The organism is Nioella sp. (genome assembly GCF_965215655.1).
Lineage (GTDB): Bacteria > Pseudomonadota > Alphaproteobacteria > Rhodobacterales > Rhodobacteraceae > Nioella.
This window is the reverse complement of record NZ_OZ244111.1, coordinates 941,432-958,712: the sequence shown is the minus strand read 5'-3', so window position 1 is coordinate 958,712 and position 17,281 is coordinate 941,432. Positions and strand designations below refer to the sequence as shown.

General features: G+C 63.3%; 19 protein-coding genes. 12 read left to right on the top strand and 7 right to left on the bottom strand.

Annotated features, from left to right (window positions below; translation table 11 throughout):
• Positions 1-75: 75 nt before the first annotated feature.
• Positions 76-1,212 (bottom strand): alpha-D-ribose 1-methylphosphonate 5-triphosphate diphosphatase, encoded by a 1,137-nt coding sequence (locus tag ACOOEX_RS04885; protein ID WP_420397383.1) that lies wholly within the window; start codon positions 1,210-1,212, stop codon positions 76-78.
• A gap of 128 nt (positions 1,213-1,340) precedes the next feature.
• Here ACOOEX_RS04885 and ACOOEX_RS04880 point away from each other — a divergent pair, with 128 nt between their 5' ends.
• A complete protein-coding gene (locus tag ACOOEX_RS04880) occupies positions 1,341-1,688 on the top strand; it encodes a DUF2585 family protein (RefSeq protein WP_420397382.1) in 348 nt (115 codons plus the stop codon).
• 123 nt (positions 1,689-1,811) lie between these two features.
• Here ACOOEX_RS04880 and groL read toward each other — a convergent pair whose 3' ends face one another.
• Positions 1,812-3,461, bottom strand: a complete 1,650-nt coding sequence (gene groL / locus ACOOEX_RS04875; protein ID WP_071688607.1) for a chaperonin GroEL — start codon at positions 3,459-3,461, stop codon at positions 1,812-1,814.
• 50 nt (positions 3,462-3,511) lie between these two features.
• Complete coding sequence (locus tag ACOOEX_RS04870; RefSeq protein ID WP_071688608.1) at positions 3,512-3,799, bottom strand: co-chaperone GroES; 288 nt, start codon at positions 3,797-3,799, stop codon at positions 3,512-3,514.
• 246 nt (positions 3,800-4,045) lie between these two features.
• On the opposite strand from ACOOEX_RS04870, the gene ACOOEX_RS04865 reads away from it, so the two are divergent.
• The 9 genes from ACOOEX_RS04865 to ACOOEX_RS04825 all read left to right on the top strand — a co-directional run bounded on the left by ACOOEX_RS04865 (position 4,046) and on the right by ACOOEX_RS04825 (position 12,838).
• The gene (locus ACOOEX_RS04865; protein WP_420397381.1) at positions 4,046-5,518 is read left to right on the top strand and encodes a bifunctional diguanylate cyclase/phosphodiesterase; all 1,473 of its coding nucleotides are present in this window, start codon (positions 4,046-4,048) and stop codon (positions 5,516-5,518) included.
• Positions 5,519-5,686: 168 nt separating this feature from the next.
• Complete coding sequence (locus ACOOEX_RS04860; protein ID WP_420397380.1) at positions 5,687-7,000, top strand: ferric reductase-like transmembrane domain-containing protein; 1,314 nt, start codon at positions 5,687-5,689, stop codon at positions 6,998-7,000.
• Between the two features lie 91 nt (positions 7,001-7,091).
• Positions 7,092-8,015, top strand: coding sequence for a manganese-dependent inorganic pyrophosphatase (locus tag ACOOEX_RS04855; RefSeq protein ID WP_420397379.1), 924 nt, complete (start codon positions 7,092-7,094; stop codon positions 8,013-8,015).
• A gap of 105 nt (positions 8,016-8,120) precedes the next feature.
• The gene (locus tag ACOOEX_RS04850; RefSeq protein ID WP_420397378.1) at positions 8,121-8,642 is read left to right on the top strand and encodes a hypothetical protein; all 522 of its coding nucleotides are present in this window, start codon (positions 8,121-8,123) and stop codon (positions 8,640-8,642) included.
• A gap of 154 nt (positions 8,643-8,796) precedes the next feature.
• Positions 8,797-9,669 carry a TIGR01459 family HAD-type hydrolase gene (locus ACOOEX_RS04845; protein WP_420397377.1) on the top strand — a complete coding sequence of 291 codons (873 nt, stop codon included), beginning with the start codon at positions 8,797-8,799 and terminating at the stop codon, positions 9,667-9,669.
• Between the two features lie 119 nt (positions 9,670-9,788).
• On the top strand, positions 9,789-10,232 hold the full coding sequence (locus tag ACOOEX_RS04840) for a MaoC family dehydratase (protein WP_420398324.1): 444 nt from the start codon (positions 9,789-9,791) through the stop codon (positions 10,230-10,232).
• 178 nt (positions 10,233-10,410) lie between these two features.
• On the top strand, positions 10,411-11,340 hold the full coding sequence (locus tag ACOOEX_RS04835; RefSeq protein WP_420397376.1) for a bifunctional riboflavin kinase/FAD synthetase: 930 nt from the start codon (positions 10,411-10,413) through the stop codon (positions 11,338-11,340).
• A complete protein-coding gene (locus tag ACOOEX_RS04830) occupies positions 11,337-11,789 on the top strand; it encodes a YcgN family cysteine cluster protein (protein ID WP_420397375.1) in 453 nt (150 codons plus the stop codon). The genes ACOOEX_RS04835 and ACOOEX_RS04830 overlap by 4 nt, the downstream gene beginning before the upstream one ends.
• Entirely contained in the window at positions 11,786-12,838 is a 1,053-nt protein-coding gene (locus ACOOEX_RS04825) for a threonine aldolase family protein (protein WP_420397374.1), read from the top strand. Before ACOOEX_RS04830 ends, ACOOEX_RS04825 begins: the two co-directional genes overlap by 4 nt.
• 108 nt (positions 12,839-12,946) lie before the next feature.
• Here the strand turns inward: ACOOEX_RS04825 and ACOOEX_RS04820 are convergent, their stop codons facing one another.
• Complete coding sequence (locus ACOOEX_RS04820; protein ID WP_420397373.1) at positions 12,947-13,723, bottom strand: alpha/beta fold hydrolase; 777 nt, start codon at positions 13,721-13,723, stop codon at positions 12,947-12,949.
• On the bottom strand, positions 13,720-14,319 hold the full coding sequence (locus ACOOEX_RS04815) for a 2-hydroxychromene-2-carboxylate isomerase (protein WP_420397372.1): 600 nt from the start codon (positions 14,317-14,319) through the stop codon (positions 13,720-13,722). Before ACOOEX_RS04815 ends, ACOOEX_RS04820 begins: the two co-directional genes overlap by 4 nt.
• A 91-nt stretch (positions 14,320-14,410) precedes the next feature.
• On the opposite strand from ACOOEX_RS04815, the gene ACOOEX_RS04810 reads away from it, so the two are divergent.
• The gene (locus tag ACOOEX_RS04810) at positions 14,411-15,427 is read left to right on the top strand and encodes a ribose-phosphate pyrophosphokinase (protein ID WP_420397371.1); all 1,017 of its coding nucleotides are present in this window, start codon (positions 14,411-14,413) and stop codon (positions 15,425-15,427) included.
• 59 nt (positions 15,428-15,486) lie between these two features.
• Positions 15,487-16,389, top strand: a complete 903-nt coding sequence (locus ACOOEX_RS04805; RefSeq protein ID WP_420397370.1) for a cation diffusion facilitator family transporter — start codon at positions 15,487-15,489, stop codon at positions 16,387-16,389.
• Here ACOOEX_RS04805 and ACOOEX_RS04800 read toward each other — a convergent pair.
• Positions 16,383-16,733, bottom strand: a complete 351-nt coding sequence (locus tag ACOOEX_RS04800; protein ID WP_420397369.1) for an H-type lectin domain-containing protein — start codon at positions 16,731-16,733, stop codon at positions 16,383-16,385. The genes ACOOEX_RS04805 and ACOOEX_RS04800 overlap by 7 nt on opposite strands.
• A 148-nt stretch (positions 16,734-16,881) precedes the next feature.
• Positions 16,882-17,277 carry a F0F1 ATP synthase subunit epsilon gene (locus tag ACOOEX_RS04795; protein WP_071688624.1) on the bottom strand — a complete coding sequence of 132 codons (396 nt, stop codon included), beginning with the start codon at positions 17,275-17,277 and terminating at the stop codon, positions 16,882-16,884.
• Positions 17,278-17,281 lie beyond the last annotated feature (4 nt).

Genomic DNA, 17,281 nt, shown 5'->3' with positions numbered 1-17,281 from the left:
AACACCCCAGCATAGCTCCGGGCGCAAGGGAAAGCGCCCCTGCCTCGCGATTTCGCCGCACTTGACCCGAGCGCCTTACAGGAACCGCGCGGCGACGGGGCCTGCCATCCAGCTGACCTGCCCGGCGCAGATCGTGGCCGCCACCCGGCGAGTCGCGTCCTCCACGATGACAAGGTCGGCGCGCAAGCCAGTGTCCAGCCGTCCCCGGTCGGTCCAGCCCATCACCTCTGCCGGGCGGCTGGAGATCAGCGCCCATGCGTCCTCCAGCGGCAACAGACCTTTCGCGGCCAGCGCAAACGCCGCCTGCCGAGGGGTCGGGTAGTGATAATCCGACACCAGCGCATCGCAATCGCCCGCGCGGATGATCTCCTCTGCCGCGACCTTCTTGTCATGCGAGCCACCCCGGACCACGTTGGGCGCCCCCATGATCACCGCGTCGCCCGCCCCTCGGGCTGCGGCGGCAGTGTCCAGGGTTTCCGGAAACTCCGCGATCCGGGCGCCCATGGCGCGAAACCGGGCACGGATTTCGGGGCTGGCATCGTCGTGGCTGCCGAGTCTGACGCCATCGGCCCTGAGATCAGCCGCCAGCGCCGCCAGCGCCCCCGGCACCTCATCGCGCAATCCGTGCAGCTTGTGAAGCAGCGCCAGATGCGCCTCGGGGCTGCGGCCGCTTTTCAGGGCCTGTCCGGTCAGCCGCGGCGGGCGTTTGCCAGCGGCCAGTGCTGCATGCGGCAGGTGATCGTTGAACACCACATAGCCGATCCCGGCCCTGCGGATCAGATCGCGCGCGCGGGGGTAGTCCGCCAGCAGGTTCACCTCCAGCCGCAGCTGCATCCGCATGTCTGTCAGGGGCTGCGCACGGGCCAGCACACCCGCCAGCGTCTCGGCAAAATCCGGTCCGCGCATACCCCCTTCCCAGCTGAAGAACTGGGCCAGAACGGCGGTGGTGATGCCGTTCGCGGCCAGTTCCGCATCGAGCGTCGCCAGCCCCTCGCCCGGATCGGTCACCGCCCCCCGGCGTGGGGCCACATGGCGTTCGAACCCGTCGCCATGCAGGTCGATGATACCGGGCAGGATCGTGTATCCTGACAGGTCCACGACCTTGCCGGACCTGTCGCTGACAAGTCCATCGGTCACGGAAACCGTGGCGGATGAAAACCCGTCGGGACGCAGAACGCGGGCATTGGTCAGGGTCAAGGGTGGCAGGGTCATACGACCTGCCTGCCCGATTCCGGGGATCAAGGGAAGAGGCCAAGGGCAAGCGTCAGTCCGCAAGGCCCGACTATCCAGCCGCGCGCGACAGGTCTAAGGTGCTGAAGCCGGGCAAAGAAAGACCACACATGACACACCATCCCGCGCTGGCCATTCTGACGGGTGTGGGATGGGAGATTGTCGAGCACACGACCTGGGTGCTTGATGCCTTCCGCGCCACGACGATCAACCAGGGTTATCTGGGTGACAGCGTGCTGAATGCGGTTGCGGATTACGTCTTCATGATGGGCGGTTTCGCGCTAGCCTCTGCCATCCGCCCGCTCTGGTCGGTCCTGCTGATCGTGGTGCTGGAGCTGACAGCGTCGCTCATTGCGCGGGACAGCCTGACCCTGTCGACGCTCAGCCTTGTCTGGCCCATCGAGGCCGTGGACCAGTGGCAGCAGGAGCTGAATCCACGGGCGGATCGCACTGACTGACGTCTCCGAGGGCAACGCTCCGTCCAGGCGCCTCCCCCATGGCCCGGATCGCCAAGGTCGGGCAGAAACAGAAAGGGGCCCGCCAGTGGCGAGCCCCTTCCCTGTTCCTGACGGATCGGCAGATTACATCATGCCGCCCATGCCGCCCATGCCGCCCATGTCGGGCATGCCTGCGCCGGCTGCGCCTTCTTTCTGCGGCTTGTCGGCCACCATCGCTTCGGTGGTGATAAGCAGACCGGCGATGGACGCGGCGTCCTGCAGAGCGGTGCGCACAACCTTGGCCGGGTCGATCACGCCGAACTTGAACATGTCGCCATATTCTTCGGTCTGGGCGTTGAAGCCGAAGGCCTTGTCTTCGCTTTCGCGGATCTTGCCGGCGACAACGGCACCGTCAACACCTGCGTTTTCAGCGATCTGGCGCAGCGGGGCTTCCAGTGCACGGCGCACGATGGCGATACCGGCGTTCTGGTCGGAGTTCACACCTTCCAGGCCTTCGAGCACCTTGGCGCCCTGAACCAGGGCAACACCGCCGCCCACAACGATACCTTCCTGAACGGCCGCGCGGGTTGCGTTCAGGGCGTCATCGACGCGATCCTTGCGCTCTTTCACTTCCACTTCGGTCATGCCGCCGACGCGGATGACGGCCACGCCGCCCGCCAGCTTGGCCACACGTTCCTGCAGCTTCTCGCGGTCGTAGTCAGAGGTGGTTTCCTCGATCTGGCCACGGATCTGGGCGACGCGCGCTTCGATCTCTGCCTTCTCGCCAGCACCGTCAACGATGGTGGTTTCGTCCTTGGTGATCGAGATCTTCTTGGCGGTGCCAAGCATGTCCATGGTCACCGACTCGAGCTTCATGCCGAGATCTTCGGAAATCACCTGACCGCCGGTCAGGATCGCGATGTCCTGCAGCATGGCCTTGCGGCGATCGCCGAAGCCCGGTGCCTTGACGGCTGCGATTTTCAGGCCACCGCGCAGCTTGTTGACCACGAGGGTCGCCAGCGCTTCGCCTTCCACGTCTTCCGCGATGATCAGCAGCGGCTTTTGCGACTGGATGACGGATTCCAGCAGCGGAACCATCGGCTGCAGCGACGAGAGCTTCTTCTCGTGCAGCAGGATCATGCAGTCGTCGAGTTCGGCAACCATCTTGTCGGGGTTGGTGACGAAGTAGGGGGACAGGTAACCGCGGTCGAACTGCATGCCTTCCACGACATCGGTCTCGGTTTCCAGACCCTTGTTTTCCTCGACGGTGATGACGCCGTCATTGCCCACTTTCTGCATCGCATCCGCGATCTGGCGGCCAATCTCGGCTTCGCCATTGGCGGAAATGGTACCGACCTGAGCGACTTCAGCGGAGTCGTTCACGGGGCGGGCAGAGGCTTTGATCGACTCGATCACGTTGGACACGGCGAGGTCGATGCCGCGCTTCAGATCCATCGGGTTCAGGCCGGCAGCAACCTGCTTCATGCCTTCCTTGACGATGGCCTGGGCCAGCACGGTCGCGGTGGTGGTGCCGTCGCCGGCTTCGTCATTGGTGCGGGAAGCGACTTCCTTCACCATCTGAGCGCCCATGTTCTCGAACTTGTCTTCCAGCTCGATTTCCTTCGCCACGGACACACCGTCCTTGGTGATGCGCGGGGCGCCGAAAGATTTGTCGATCACGACGTTGCGGCCTTTGGGGCCGAGGGTCACCTTCACCGCGTCGGCGAGGATGTTGACGCCTTTGAGCATACGGTTGCGGGCATCGGTGTTGAACTTGACGTCCTTAGCAGCCATCGGTGGCTCCTTCCTTGGAATGTCTTGGTTTCAGTCGAAAAAGGGACGGCTCAGGCGATGATGCCGAGGATGTCCGACTCTTTCATGATCAAGAGCTCTTCGCCCTCGACCGTCACTTCGGTGCCCGACCATTTGCCGAACAGGACGCGGTCGCCGGCCGACACGGCCATTGCGATCAGCTCGCCCGAATCCTTGCGCGCGCCTTCGCCGCAGGCGACGATTTCGCCTTCGGACGGTTTTTCCTTGGCGCTGTCGGGGATGATCAGACCGCCCTTGGTCTTCTCGTCGCTTTCGATGCGGCGCACCAGCACGCGGTCATGCAGCGGTTTGAATGCCATCTCTCGAACACTCCTTAGGTTCGTTGTTTCTCCCATGTTAGCACTCACCGTGGTAGAGTGATAACGAGGCGTAGATAAGGAGGTGCATGGGACGAGTCAACAAAGCCCGCCAAGATTTTTCACCGTCTGCCGGACATGAAGAGTTTTAGGCAGTTTCCCTTGGGGCAATCTGCGCCTCGTCAAGGGTTTGTTCACCCTTCACCCATAGCTTTCCGTTTGGGACCCGCATGTTTCAGGACGAGTGACTTGGCCAAGACCCGAGATGACATTGCAGACAGGTCAGCGGAATATCGGCGCTATGCCGAACTGACGCTGCGCCATATCCTCGACGCGGTGCTGGTCACCGATCTGGCCAATGACATCGTCTGGGTGAATACCGGGTTCGAGCGGATGTTCGGCCACCGGCTGGAAAACATTCAGGGCCTCCCGGCCAAGGGTTTGCTGGACGGCCCCGACACCGACCCCGCCGCGCGAGACAAGGTGATGCGCGCGGTTCAGGGGCGCGAGGTTCTGACCGTCGATATCCTGCATTACTCAGCCTCGGGTGAACCCATCTGGATCGACAAGACCCTGACGCCGATCTTCGACGAAGACGGCAATCACACCCATCACATGTCGATCAACCGCGACATCTCCAAACGCCGCAAGATGGAAGAAAAGACGCGCGAGGTGATGGCCAACGAAGAACAGCGCCAGCATGAACGCAAGCTGCTCAGCCAGGTCAGCGAATGGCTCTATTCCGCCAAGTCGCTTGAAGAATTGCTGATGGTGGTGCAGAAATCCATGCACACGCTGATCCCCGAAAGCGAGGGGCAGCTCTATATCTACTCGAATTCGCGCGACACGCTGGATCTGGAAACCAGCTGGGGCGATACGCCCGTTCACGAACACATCGATGCGGAGGATTGTTGGGCCCTGCGCCGGGGGCGCGCCTATTCCTTCGGCACCCGCGCCATCGAATTCCCCTGTTCACATGTGCAGGGTGAAGACACCCCTTATTTCTGCCTGCCGATCATTGCACATGGCGAAACCATCGGCCTGCTGCACCTGGCCTTTTCCGCGTTCGACCGGTCGATCATGTCGCGCGAGATGGTGGAAACCTTTCTGCAACAGCGATGGGAACTTGGCCTGCTTTGCGCCGAACAGATCAGCCTGGCGGTGGCCAATGTGCAGCTCAGGCATGAACTCATGGATCAATCCGTGCGCGACCCGCTGACCAGCCTGTGGAACCGCCGTTGGTTCCTCGATGCCGCACATAAGGAGATTGGCCGTGCCCGCCGTCAGGGCAGCCCGCTGTCTCTGATTTCCCTCGACGTCGACCACTTCAAGAAGTTCAACGACCATCACGGCCATGACGCAGGCGATATCGTACTGAGAGAGGTCGGCGCCCTGATGCGAGAGGTGTTTACCCCGCCGCTTGCCCCCTGCCGTCTGGGGGGCGAGGAGTTCGTGGCACTCCTGCCCGGTCTCGACCACGCCGCCGCGCTGGAGATCGCGGAGCGTTTCCGCATTGCGCTAAGCGAGTTGGAACTGGCCTATGGTGACGGCAAGCTGCCGCGCATCACCGCCTCAGCCGGCGTGACCAGCTACCCGGCCTGCGGCGATCACGTGGCCGATATGCTGAAACACGCGGATCTCGCGCTCTACCGGGCCAAGGACCAGGGCCGCAACCGCGTGGTGTCGGCGCTTGGCGACGAGGGACAGATCGCTGCCGAATAACATTGCATCCGCACGCAGACCCGTGGCGCGATAGCGCGCCAGGAACGTGGCATTCGGGCACCACCCCCTGACCGAGTCGCGCCAGGGTTGCATACCGACCTGACAAATCGCTCCCGGCCCGCTAGCCCGTCGCTCCAATCCGATCCGCACAGCAAAAGGGCCACAGCAATGCGCGCCACCGGGCTTGTCATTATAGTCCTCTCCTGCCTGATCCCCGCCTATCTCTTCGCCACGCTGCCCGATATTGCCGACCCCGTGGCGCTGTTCAGCCAGTATCTTGGCACGCTAGCCCTGATCCTCATGGCCTGGGCACAGATCATGGCAACCCGCGCGCCCGGCATCGAGGCGCTGATGGGACCGATGGACCAAGTCTATGTGCTGCATAAATGGTCCGGCATCGTCGCGATGACCGCGATCCTTCTGCATGACACGATTGATGCCGACATGGACGGGATCGGCCGGGAAACCGCGCTGACCGAGATTGCCGAAACTCTGGGCGAGCTCAGCCTTTATGGCTTGTTGGTTCTGGTGGTGATCTCCATCGCCACCTTCATCCCCTACCATCTGTGGCGCTGGACCCATAAGGCCATGGGCGGCTTCTTCATCGCCGGAACCATCCACTACCTGTTCATCCTCAAGCCCTTCGCCAATGGCTCGGCGCTCGGCCTTTATGTCGGCGCGATCTGCGCCGCGGGCGTGCTGGCCTATGCGGTCACGCTGCTGCCCCCTGCCCTGCGCAGGTCGGCTGGCTATCAGGTCAGCGGCATCCGCAAGACCGGCGGCGCGACCGAAATCACGATGACCCCCACCGGCAAGCCCCTGCGCTTTGCGCCCGGCCAGTTCGCCGTCTTTACCTTCGGGTCGCGCGGCCTGACGGAACCGCACCCGTTTTCTCTGTCGGCCCCTCCGGCGGCAGACGGCTCCCTTCAGATCACCGTGAAGGCGCTTGGCGATTTCACCCTTCGTCTTGGCCGCGACCTGACGCCGGGCGCCCCGCTGCGCGTTCAGGGGCCATTCGGGCGGTTCCAGCGACGGACACGGGCCAACGCCGCTGAAATCTGGGTCGCGGGCGGCATCGGCATCACCCCCTTCCTGGCCTGGACCGAGGCGCTGCCCGATGACTTGCCCGAACCGGTCACGCTGTTCTGGTGCGTCCGCTCCCGCGCGGATGCGCCCCAGATCGAGCGGGTCGAGGCCGCCGCCAACCGCGTGGCCAACCTGACGCTCCATATCCTGTCTTCCGAGTCAGGCGACCGGCTGACCGCCGACCGGATCGCGGCAGCGGCGAATGGCCCTCTCAAGCTTTGGTTCTGCGGCCCCGCCGGGCTGCGCCGGGCGCTGCAATCGGGCCTTGCCCGCCTCGGGGTCAGCGCCCGCGACATCCATTACGAGGAGTTCGAGTTCCGCACCGGCATCGGCCTCAAACGCCTCGCCGCCTGGATCGCCAATCGGATGAAAGACCGCACCGCGCCTTCCCGCTGACATCGCCCCTCCTGCGGCACAACTTCCACCTGACAATCCGCCGCCGCTTCTGTATGACGCGCGCAAACTCAAGATGAACGGACCCCATCCTATGACCACGCTCGTATTCGGCCACAAATCCCCCGACACCGATTCCACCGGCTCCCCCATCATCTGGGCCTGGTATCTGAACGAAGTGAAAGGCACCGACGCCGAAGCCGTCCTTCTGGGCGAGCCCAATACCGAAGCGGCCTTCGTGCTGGAGAAGTGGGACCTGCCCAAGCCGCGCATCATCGACGCCGTGGACGCGGGCGCGCCTGTCGTCATCGTCGACACCAACAACCCTGCCGAACTGCCCGACGCCATCAACGACGCCGATATTCAGGCGATCATCGACCACCACAAGCTGGTTGGCGGGATCGAGACCAAGGGACCGATCGACATCACCATCCGCCCCGTCGCCTGCACTGCCACCATCATGCATGACCTGATGGGCGGGGACGCCGCCAAGATGCCCGAGGCGATCAAGGGCGCGATGCTGTCCTGCATCCTCTCCGACACGCTGGAATTCCGCAGCCCCACCACCACCGACCGCGACCGCGAAGTGGTCGAGGCGCTGGCTGCCGATCTGGGCATCGACACCGCCGCCTATGCCGCCGAGATGTTCGCCGCCAAATCCGATGTCTCCGCCTTCTCGGACGCCGAACTGCTGCGCATGGACTCCAAGGCTTATGAGGTCTCGGGCACCAAGTTCCGCGTCTCGGTCCTCGAAACCACCTCGCCCGGCACTGTCCTGTCCCGCAAGGACAGCCTTGTCGCGACCATGCCGCAAGTGGCCGAGGAAGATGGCGTCGATCAGGTGCTGCTGTTCGTGGTCGACATCCTGAACGAGGAATCGACCCTGCTGGTGCCCAACGATCTGGTGAAGACCGTGGCCGAGAAGAGCTTTGCCACCGTCGTGGGCGATGCCGATACCGTGGTTCTGCCCGGCGTCGTATCCCGCAAAAAGCAGATCATCCCGAACCTGGCGCTCTGATCCCGGATCGGCCAGTTTTGGCTTACGCAAGGGGCGGCCCATGGCTGCCCCTTGTTGCATCTGCGCCCCGGGCAGAAACTGAAGGTGCCCAACCAGAGGTGCCTCATGCGACCCATCCTGCCCGCTGTCTTCACCCTTGCACTGGCCGCCCCCGTGCTGGCCGACAGCTACAACCCGGCCCCCGGCGATATCGTGACCATCGGCCAGGGCGGGCTTGGCCTGTCATCTGCCGATGCGACCGCCACCGCCACCCTGCCCTTCGGCACGCCCTTTCATGAAAGCCTGCGGACCCTGACCATGATCATGGGCCATGATTTCTCGGTCTACCTGCCGGAAGACTGCCCCGCGGGCCCCGTTGTCGTCGCCAGCTTCACCCGCCAGATCGACCTGATCTATCAAGAGGACCGATTGGCGGGCTGGATGCTGCGCCCCGGCTCGACCCTGACCACGCAATCGGGGGTCGGCCTTGGCACGCCGCTGGCCGGGCTTGGCGGTTTCGCAACGCTGGAGGTCATGGAATCCACGCTGGGATGGGAATTCCAGGCCGGTGAAATCTCTGGCCTTCTGTCCGACAGGGAAGGCATCGTCAGCCATATCTGGTCCGGAACGGTCTGCGTGTTCCGCTAGGCGGCCACCTTGCGAAAACGGCTTCGCGTCTGCACGGGGGATGTACAGGGGGTGTACGCCCGGTGTACGCCCGGCACCCCCCGATTTCACCGCCCCTTCCCTTCCACGGACCGCTCCCGTAATCAGGCACCGACCCAGAAGGAGCCCGGCAATAATGACCACCATCATCCGCTCGCTATCCGAGATTTCCGACCGCTACGACGTGCTCTATTGCGACCTCTGGGGCTGCCTGCACAATGGCTACACCCCCTTTGCCGAGGCGGTCGAGGCGCTGCGCGCCTTCAAGGCCAAGGGCGGCTATGTCCTGCTTTTGACGAACTCCCCCCGCCCGCGTGCAAGTGTCGAGAAACAATTGGAAAAGATCGGCGTTCCCCGCGATTGCTGGGATGCGATCGCCAGTTCCGGCGACAGCGCCCGCGCGGCCATGCTGCGCGGCCTGGTGGGCCGCAAGGTCTGGTTCATCGGCCAGCCCCATGACCAGAGCTTTTTCGCCCCAATGGAGGTCGTCAGCGACGCGGTCGAGATCACCCAGGTGCCGCTGGAAGAGGCCGAAGGCATCGTCTGCACCGGCCCCGAAGACCCGTCCGCCGATCCGGCCGTGATGCGCCCTAAGTTCCTCTACGCAAAGCAAAAAGGCCTGAAACTCCTCTGCGCGAATCCCGATATCGTCGTCGATCGCGGCGAGACCCGTGAATGGTGCGCGGGCGCGCTGGCGCGGCTCTATACCGAGATGGGCGGCGAGAGCCTCTATTTCGGCAAGCCCCACGCGCCGATTTACGAACTGGCGCGGATGCGGCTGGCACAGGCGGGGGTCGATTGCCCGCCCGAGCGCATCCTTGCCGTAGGCGACGGGCTGAAAACCGATATCCTGGGGGCACAGGGCGAACCCATTGATTCCCTGTTCATTTCCGGCGGCCTCAGCCGCGAGGATACCGGCACCACCGACCAGCCGGACCCGGAGAAACTGGACCAGGCGTTGACCGCGGCGCAGGTCGAGGCCACCTGGTCCATCGGCTTTCTGCGCTAGGCGTCAAGCAACATAGTTGCGACATAAGGGGCACATCACAGAACATTGTTACTTCTGCATTGCAGCATTCGCCCGTTTCCGCTATGAGACAGGGCAAGATGACTCGCGAGGTGCCAGATATGCTCGACAACTTCCCCCGTGGAACGATCTGTATCGAAGATATCGAGATCGGCATGACCCGCCACCTGTTGAAACAGGTGACCGACCGGGATATCGAGCTTTTTGCCGAGGTCTCCACCGACCGCAACCCGGTGCATCTGGATGACGATTACGCCCAGGACACGATTTTCGAGGGCCGTATCGCCCATGGCATGCTGACCGCCGGGCTGATTTCGGCGGTGATCGGCGAACAGCTGCCCGGCCACGGCACGGTCTATCTCGGCCAGACACTGAAATTCCTCGCCCCCGTGCGCCCCGGCGATATGGTTCGCGCCGAGGTTGAGGTGATGGACATGGACATCGCCAAGCGCCGCGTGACGCTGAAGACCCAATGCACGATCGAGGGAAAGCCGGTTCTCAAGGGCGAGGCCATGGTGCTCGCCCCGTCCCGCAAGTTCGACTAACCCTTTCATCTTGGCCAAAATACCTTGGGGGGTCCGGGGGGCTAGCCCCCCGCGGATCGACGCCGAAAGCGGCGAAACCGGCCTGCATGAAGGCGCGGAAGGGCCGCCCATGACCAGCAAGGCAATTCCCGGTCAGCCCCCGCTTGCCCTCGCCCATCAGGCCCGCTAAGCCGGTGCCATGAGAATACTGCGCGACCATCAATATGCCCTGCCCGAAGACCGTGGCGCCTCTGCCGCCATCGGCAATTTCGACGGGGTTCACCTGGGCCACCAGCATGTGATCGACCGCGCCCGCGTGGATGGCCTGCCGCTTGGCATTCTGACCTTCGAACCGCATCCGCGCCAGTTCTTCGCCCCCGACGCCCCCCCTTTCCGGCTGATGAATGCGGAGGCCAAGGCGCACCGTCTGGAAAAGCTCGGCGTCGATATTCTCTATGAACTGCCCTTCAACACCGCCCTCTCCCACCTGACCGCCGAAGAATTCGCCCGCGATGTTCTGGCCGAGGGTCTGGGCCTCAAGCGCGTGATCGTGGGGGCCGACTTCTGCTTCGGCAAGGGTCGTGTCGGCAACACCGACATGCTGTCCGAGTTTGGCAGACGCTTCGGGTTCGACGTCGATATCGTGCCCATTCTGCATGGCGATCTCGGGGCCATCAGTTCCACCAATATCCGCAACGCGCTGTCCGATGGCCGCCCCCGTGATGCCGCCGCGATGCTTGGGCATTGGCACCGGATAGAGGGCCAGATCGTGCATGGCGAAAAGCGGGGCCGGCAATTGGGCTATCCCACGGCCAACATGAATCTCGACGGGCTGCACCTTCCGAAACTCGGGGTCTACGCGGTGCTGGTCGATGTGCTCGACGGCCCCCATGCGGGCCATTACCACGGCGTTGCCTCGCTTGGGGTGAGGCCGATGTTCAACGGCGCTGTGCCGAACCTTGAAACCTTCCTGTTTGACTTCAAGGGCGATCTCTACGGCACCGACCTCTCTATCGCGCTGATCGACTATCTGCGGCCCGAGCTGAAGTTTGACGGGCTCGACGCGCTGATCACCCAGATGGATGCCGACAGCGACACGGCTCGCACGATTCTGAAGGCGCTGGAATGAGCCGTTTGCGGCGCGAGTTCTGGACGCTGCCGCTGGCAAAGCTGACGCCTGCTGAGTGGGAGGCGCTTTGCGATGGCTGCGGCAAATGCTGCCTCAACAAGCTGGAAGATGAAGAGAGCGGCGAGGTTGCGCTGACCCGCGTGGCCTGCCGCCTGCTCGACGACCAGACCTGTCGCTGTGGGCAGTACGAGATCCGCAAGACGCTGGTCCCCGAATGCATCCAGTTGACGCCCGAGACCATGGGCAACGTAGCCTATTTCATGCCCGAAACCTGTGCCTACCGGCTGCGCCACGAGGGCAAACCCCTTTACCACTGGCACCCTCTGGTGTCTGGTGACCCCGAAAGCGTCCATTCTGCCGGCGTGTCGATGCGCGGGCTGACGGTGCCCGAGTTCGAGGTGTCGGAAGAAGAATGGGAAGACTATATCATCGAGGAGCCCGGCACATGATCTTCGCCTCCGACAACACCGGCCCCGCCGCGCCTGAAATCATGGACGCCGTGCTGCGTGCGAACGAGGGCTACCAGATGCCCTATGGCAACGACACGATTATGCCGGGCGTAACACAGAAGATACGCGATCTCTTTGAGGCGCCCGAAGCCTCGGTTCACCTCGTGGCGACCGGAACGGCGGCCAATGCGCTGGCGCTGGCAACGCTGGCCAACCCCTGGGATGGTGTCTTCGTCCATCGCATCGCCCATGCCGAAGAGGATGAATGCGGCGCGCCTGAATTCTACACCAACGGTGCCAAGCTGGTGCTTGTGGACGGGCCCGATGGCAAGATGGACCCGGCGAGCCTCGATGCCGCGATCAAGGCCACTGGCGACAAGGGCGTGCATGGGGTCCAGCGCGGGCCGGTCTCGATCACCAACATCACCGAAATCGGCACCGCCTATACGCTGGACGAGATCCGCGCCGTGACGGATGTTGCGAAATCCTACGGGCTAAAAGTGCATCTCGATGGAGCGCGCTTCGCCAATGCCTGCGCGGCGCTTGGCTGCACGCCCGCCGAGATGACATGGAAAGCCGGGGTGGATGCGGTCAGCTTCGGCGGCACCAAGAACGGCTGTATGGGGGTCGAGGCGGTGGTCTTCTTCGACCCCGCGCAGGCGTGGGAACTGGAGCTGCGCCGCAAGCGCGGGGCGCATCTCTTCTCCAAGCACCGGTTCCTGTCTGCCCAGATGGACGCCTACGTGACCGACGGGCTGTGGCTGCGGCTGGCGGAGCAGGCCAATGCGCGCTGCCGTGAACTGGCCGATGGCATCAAGGTCCTGCCCGGCGCCTCGCTGGAGGCGGAACCCGCCGGCAACATGATCTTCGCCCATATCCCGCGCGGCGCCCAAAAACGGGCGATGGCGGCGGGGGCGAAATACTATCTCTTCCCCTTCAATGCCTCGCTGGATGGGCCGGAGGACGAGCCCATTCGCTGCCGCTTCGTCTGCGACTGGTCCTGTGAACGCGAGACGGTGGAGCGTCTGCTGACCCTCTTTCGCGGCTGACCCTCACCACGCGGGAGAGCCTTGTGTTCCGTGACTGCGTTGCCAAAGGCGCGGGTCAAGAGTTTTCGAAAGCTCTTGCCAAGGCGCTTCGAAGCGCCTTCCCGCGCCCTACCCCGACCGCGCGAAGAGATCGGCAATCGCCCCGGCCACTGGCACCGGATGGGTGATCGGCACCATATGGCCTGCGCCGGGTACGCTGATGCGGGTGGTGTCTGCGATCTCCCGTTCCATCCGGTCAATGATGGCGGCTGTTACAGGCAGGCAATCCCCACCCTGCACTAGCAATGTCGGCGCGCGCACCTGTCCAAGCCTCGGCACCAGCCCGGCACTGTCATGAAACAGCGCGTCATCGGATGCCTTGATGAAGTGGATGCGGTCGATCATGTAGCGCTGCTGAGCTTCGGGCATATCATCAAGCCCGCCATCCGCGCCCCAGAGACGCAGAAACTCCTGCGCTGCGGCTTTCCGGTCCCCATCAGCCAAAAGTCGCTCGTAACGTGAAATGAGCGCTCGATACGGGCGATACACACCGCTTCCCTGCGCCGCCGCGAACAGCACCGGTTCGATCAGGGTCAGACTACGGACGCGTTCGGGCATCTCCTCGGCCAAGCGCAGCGCCAGGGTCGCGCCAAAGCTGTGCCCCACGGCATCGAAGCGCCCCTCTGGCAGATGTGGCAACACGGCCTCGTAGCATTGGTCATGCAGGTCGCGCCCCGGGTCGATGTCGGGGGCCCTGCCATGGCCAAGGATGTCGGGTGCCGTCACGCGAAGGCCCGGCCCAAGCGCCCGAACCACGCCCTCCCACGCGCCGGAATGGGCCAGCGAGCAGTGCAGCGCCAGAACCTCGCGCGGGCCATCCCCCCATCTTCGGGCAAATCCGCTCACAGATCGCCCGCGAGATATGCATCCAGATCGTCCAGCCGGTCATGGCCCCAAAAACACTCAGACCCGTCCACGATATAGAACGGGGAACCGAAGACATTGGCGCTGACCGCGTCTTCAAGGTTGCGGGCATATTCCTCTGCGGCCGTCAGCATGCCCTTGTCGGCGAGATCCGGATCGAAGCCATTTTCCGACAACACGGCGCGGATCACCTCGTTGTCGGCGATATCCCTGTTTCCGGCCCAGATCGCCGCAAGCATGCCGTGCACCAGCCCGCCCAAATCTCCGCCGCCCGCCTTCTGCGCCGAGATGATCGCGTAGGAGGACGGCGCGGGGTTAGTTGGGAAGAAAAAGGGCTGTTCGTTGATCGGCAGACCGGCCTTTTTCGCCCCCCGCCGCAACTCCTGCAACCGGTAGGCCTTGCGGGCTGCATGCCGGTCGGGCAACGCCACGCCGCCGGTGCGGGTGAAGAGCGTTGCGATATCCATCGGCTTGTAGGTGATCGTTGCGCCGTGGCGTGTGGCGATTTCCTCCAATCGCGTCCCCGCGAGATAGGTGAAGGGCGAAAGAGTGGAGAAATAGTAGTCGATGTTAGCCATGCTGCGTCTTCCTTTGGTCTTTCGCGATTGGTAGCTGGATGTTAGGGGGTGTCAACGTCCTGTTACACTAGCGACTCGAGAGACAGCTGCCATGTCCGCATCCGATCCCAAGCTCATTTCCGGCAATTCCAACCAGCCGCTGGCACAGGCCATCGCCCGCCGGATGTCGCTTCATCGCGGCATGTCAGTTGGTCTTGTTGAAGCCCGCGTGGAGCGGTTCAACGACGGCGAGATTTTCGTCGAAGTGTTCGAGAACGTGCGCGGTGAGGATATGTTCATTATCCAGAGCACCTCGAACCCCGCCAATGACAATCTGATGGAACTGCTGATCATGGCCGATGCGCTGCGCCGCTCATCAGCCAGCCGCATCACCGCCGTGATCCCCTATTTCGGCTATGCCCGCCAGGACCGCCGCACCAAGGCCCGCACCCCGATCAGTGCAAAACTGGTCGCAAACATGCTGGTGGGGGCCGGCATCGAACGCATCCTGACGCTCGATTTGCATGCTACCCAGATCCAGGGGTTTTTCGACATCCCCGTCGACAACCTTTACGCCGCACCGATCTTCGCGCTTGACATCATGCACCACTTCAAGGGGCAGATGGAGGATATCATGGTGATCTCGCCCGATGTGGGCGGCGTGGCGCGGGCCCGCGAGCTGGCCAAGCGCATCAACGCACCGCTGTCCATCGTCGACAAGCGCCGCGAGAAGCCGGGTGAAGTGGCAGAGATGACCGTGATCGGCGATGTGACCGGCAAGAAATGCATTATCGTGGACGATATCTGCGACACAGCCGGAACGCTGTGCAAGGCCGCCGAGGTGTTGATGGAGCATGGCGCGAAGGAAGTGCATTCCTATATCACCCATGGCGTCCTCTCTGGCCCGGCGATCGAGCGGGTCAGCAAGTCGGTCATGAAATCGCTGGTCATCACCGACTCTATCGAGGCCACCGACGCCACCAAGGCAGCGCCCAATATTCGCATTGTGCCGACCGCACCGATGTTCGCGCAGGCGATCCTGAACACCTGGTCGGGCACCTCGGTCTCGTCTCTTTTCCAGGATGAGACGCTGGCACCGATCTATGAAGGGCTTTATTCGCGCGGCTGAGCGCGCAGGCCCTTGCCTGTCCCTGCCGCTCTGGAAGTCCCAACCGGGGGACCTGCCCCATGTCGACAACGATCAAACTTGCCATTGGCAGCCTGATCCTGGGATTCGTGGTGCTGGCCCTGAAGGGGCTGGCCTACTGGATCACCGGGTCGGTGGCTCTGTTGTCGGACGCGCTGGAAAGCACCGTGAACGTGGCCACGGCCCTTGCCGCCCTGATCGCTGTTCGCGTCGCGGCCCGGCCAGCCGATGCCAATCACCCTTACGGCCACCATAAGGCAGAGTTCTTCAGCGCGGTGCTGGAAGGCGTGATGATCATCATCGCGGCCCTTCTGATCCTGCGCGAAGCCTATGAGGGCATCCTTGCCCCGCGCGCCATCGACGCGCCGTTGGCAGGTCTGATAATCAACGGGTTGGCAACGGGCTTGAACGGCGTCTGGTGCTGGATTCTGCTGACCTGGGGGCGGCGCGAACGCTCCCCTGCTCTGGTGGCCGATGGCAAACACCTGCTGGCGGATGTGGTTACGTCCGGCGGGGTTGCGGTCGGGATCCTGCTGGCCTGGGCCACCGGGTTCTGGCTACTCGATCCGATCATGGCGGCGATCGTGGCTGTGAATATCCTCTGGTCCGGGTCCAAGGTCATCAAGGACTCGCTCAACGGGCTGCTGGATGAGGCGGTGCCGGAAGAGACGCTACAGATCATCAGCGATGTCATCGCCTCCCACGCCACGGGCGCGGTGCAGGCCCATGACCTGCGCACGCGTCACGCGGGCAAGGTGACGTTCATCGACTTCCATCTGGTGATGCCGGGGGAAACGACGGTGACAGCATCACATGAGATCTGCGACCGGGTCGAGGCCGCGCTGAAAGCGGCGGTACCCGATGCCAATATCACCATCCATGTGGAGCCGGAGCACAAGGCCAAGCCAAGGGCTATCGAGGTGCCTGACGGGCCGGATCAGTAGAGATCCCAGTCATCCTCGTAAGGCAACTCGCCAATCGCCATCCAGTCGGCGCGAACGCGGGCGATCTTGGTGTCTTCCCAGGTGGTAAAGACCAGTTCGAACCCGTCGCTGCGGATATTGGCGGCGCGGATATCGGCACGCTGGTTGGCCTCGGTCGACATGTCCCACATGGTAACGGACACATGCACAGCGGGCGGCGTCTTGAACGGCTGAGCAAAGCGCACGGGATGCCAAACCTCGCGGTTGCCCGTGCCAGTCCACATTTCGCCACCGACATCGTAATCCTCGAACAGCAAATGACTGCCCTGATCGACGCCAACGAGGTTGTTTCTGATCTTTTTCATCTGCTCAATCGCTATGGCCGACCCGCGTTTTGCAGGATGAATACGGCAGTAGTTGGAAAAAAGCCGTTCACAAATCGGTTAAAAGAAAGCGCCCCGCAACCGGTCCGGCGCGGGGCGTTTCTGTCTGTCTTGCCGCCGGGCAGCGGGCTTAGTCCATGTCTTCCAGAAGCTGGACCAGATCGGCGACGAATTTCTCGGCCCCGTCTTTCTGGTCGGCTTCGGCGGAAGCGGCCTTTGCACGGGCCTCTTCCAGAAGATCGGAGAGGTCGTCCTTGCGGACCTCATCCCCGGCATGGGCACGCTCGGCGATCACCGAGACGGAGCCTGCGGTGACCTCGACAAAGCCAGAGGTCACGACATAGCTTTTATCGCCGTCGGCCGACTGCACCCGGACCACGCCCGGACGCAGGGTGGTGATGACGGGGCTGTGCCCCGGCATCGCCGTCAGGTCGCCGTCGGCACCCGGAATCTGGACCGAGGACGCTTCGAAAGAGGCCAGCCTCTTTTCCGGCGACACAAGGTCGAACTGCATCATATCGGCCATCGGT

Coding starts and splice junctions, on each gene's coding strand:
- ACOOEX_RS04855 (WP_420397379.1), top strand. CDS start 7,092: ATGACCACGCTCGTATTCGGCCACAAATCCCCCGACACCGATTCCACC.
- ACOOEX_RS04885 (WP_420397383.1), bottom strand. CDS start 1,212: ATGACCCTGCCACCCTTGACCCTGACCAATGCCCGCGTTCTGCGTCCC.
- ACOOEX_RS04830 (WP_420397375.1), top strand. CDS start 11,337: ATGAGCCGTTTGCGGCGCGAGTTCTGGACGCTGCCGCTGGCAAAGCTG.
- ACOOEX_RS04840 (WP_420398324.1), top strand. CDS start 9,789: ATGCTCGACAACTTCCCCCGTGGAACGATCTGTATCGAAGATATCGAG.
- ACOOEX_RS04880 (WP_420397382.1), top strand. CDS start 1,341: ATGACACACCATCCCGCGCTGGCCATTCTGACGGGTGTGGGATGGGAG.
- ACOOEX_RS04805 (WP_420397370.1), top strand. CDS start 15,487: ATGTCGACAACGATCAAACTTGCCATTGGCAGCCTGATCCTGGGATTC.
- groL (WP_071688607.1), bottom strand. CDS start 3,461: ATGGCTGCTAAGGACGTCAAGTTCAACACCGATGCCCGCAACCGTATG.
- ACOOEX_RS04810 (WP_420397371.1), top strand. CDS start 14,411: ATGTCCGCATCCGATCCCAAGCTCATTTCCGGCAATTCCAACCAGCCG.
- ACOOEX_RS04800 (WP_420397369.1), bottom strand. CDS start 16,733: ATGAAAAAGATCAGAAACAACCTCGTTGGCGTCGATCAGGGCAGTCAT.
- ACOOEX_RS04850 (WP_420397378.1), top strand. CDS start 8,121: ATGCGACCCATCCTGCCCGCTGTCTTCACCCTTGCACTGGCCGCCCCC.
- ACOOEX_RS04845 (WP_420397377.1), top strand. CDS start 8,797: ATGACCACCATCATCCGCTCGCTATCCGAGATTTCCGACCGCTACGAC.
- ACOOEX_RS04815 (WP_420397372.1), bottom strand. CDS start 14,319: ATGGCTAACATCGACTACTATTTCTCCACTCTTTCGCCCTTCACCTAT.
- ACOOEX_RS04795 (WP_071688624.1), bottom strand. CDS start 17,277: ATGGCCGATATGATGCAGTTCGACCTTGTGTCGCCGGAAAAGAGGCTG.
- ACOOEX_RS04825 (WP_420397374.1), top strand. CDS start 11,786: ATGATCTTCGCCTCCGACAACACCGGCCCCGCCGCGCCTGAAATCATG.
- ACOOEX_RS04860 (WP_420397380.1), top strand. CDS start 5,687: ATGCGCGCCACCGGGCTTGTCATTATAGTCCTCTCCTGCCTGATCCCC.
- ACOOEX_RS04835 (WP_420397376.1), top strand. CDS start 10,411: ATGAGAATACTGCGCGACCATCAATATGCCCTGCCCGAAGACCGTGGC.
- ACOOEX_RS04870 (WP_071688608.1), bottom strand. CDS start 3,799: ATGGCATTCAAACCGCTGCATGACCGCGTGCTGGTGCGCCGCATCGAA.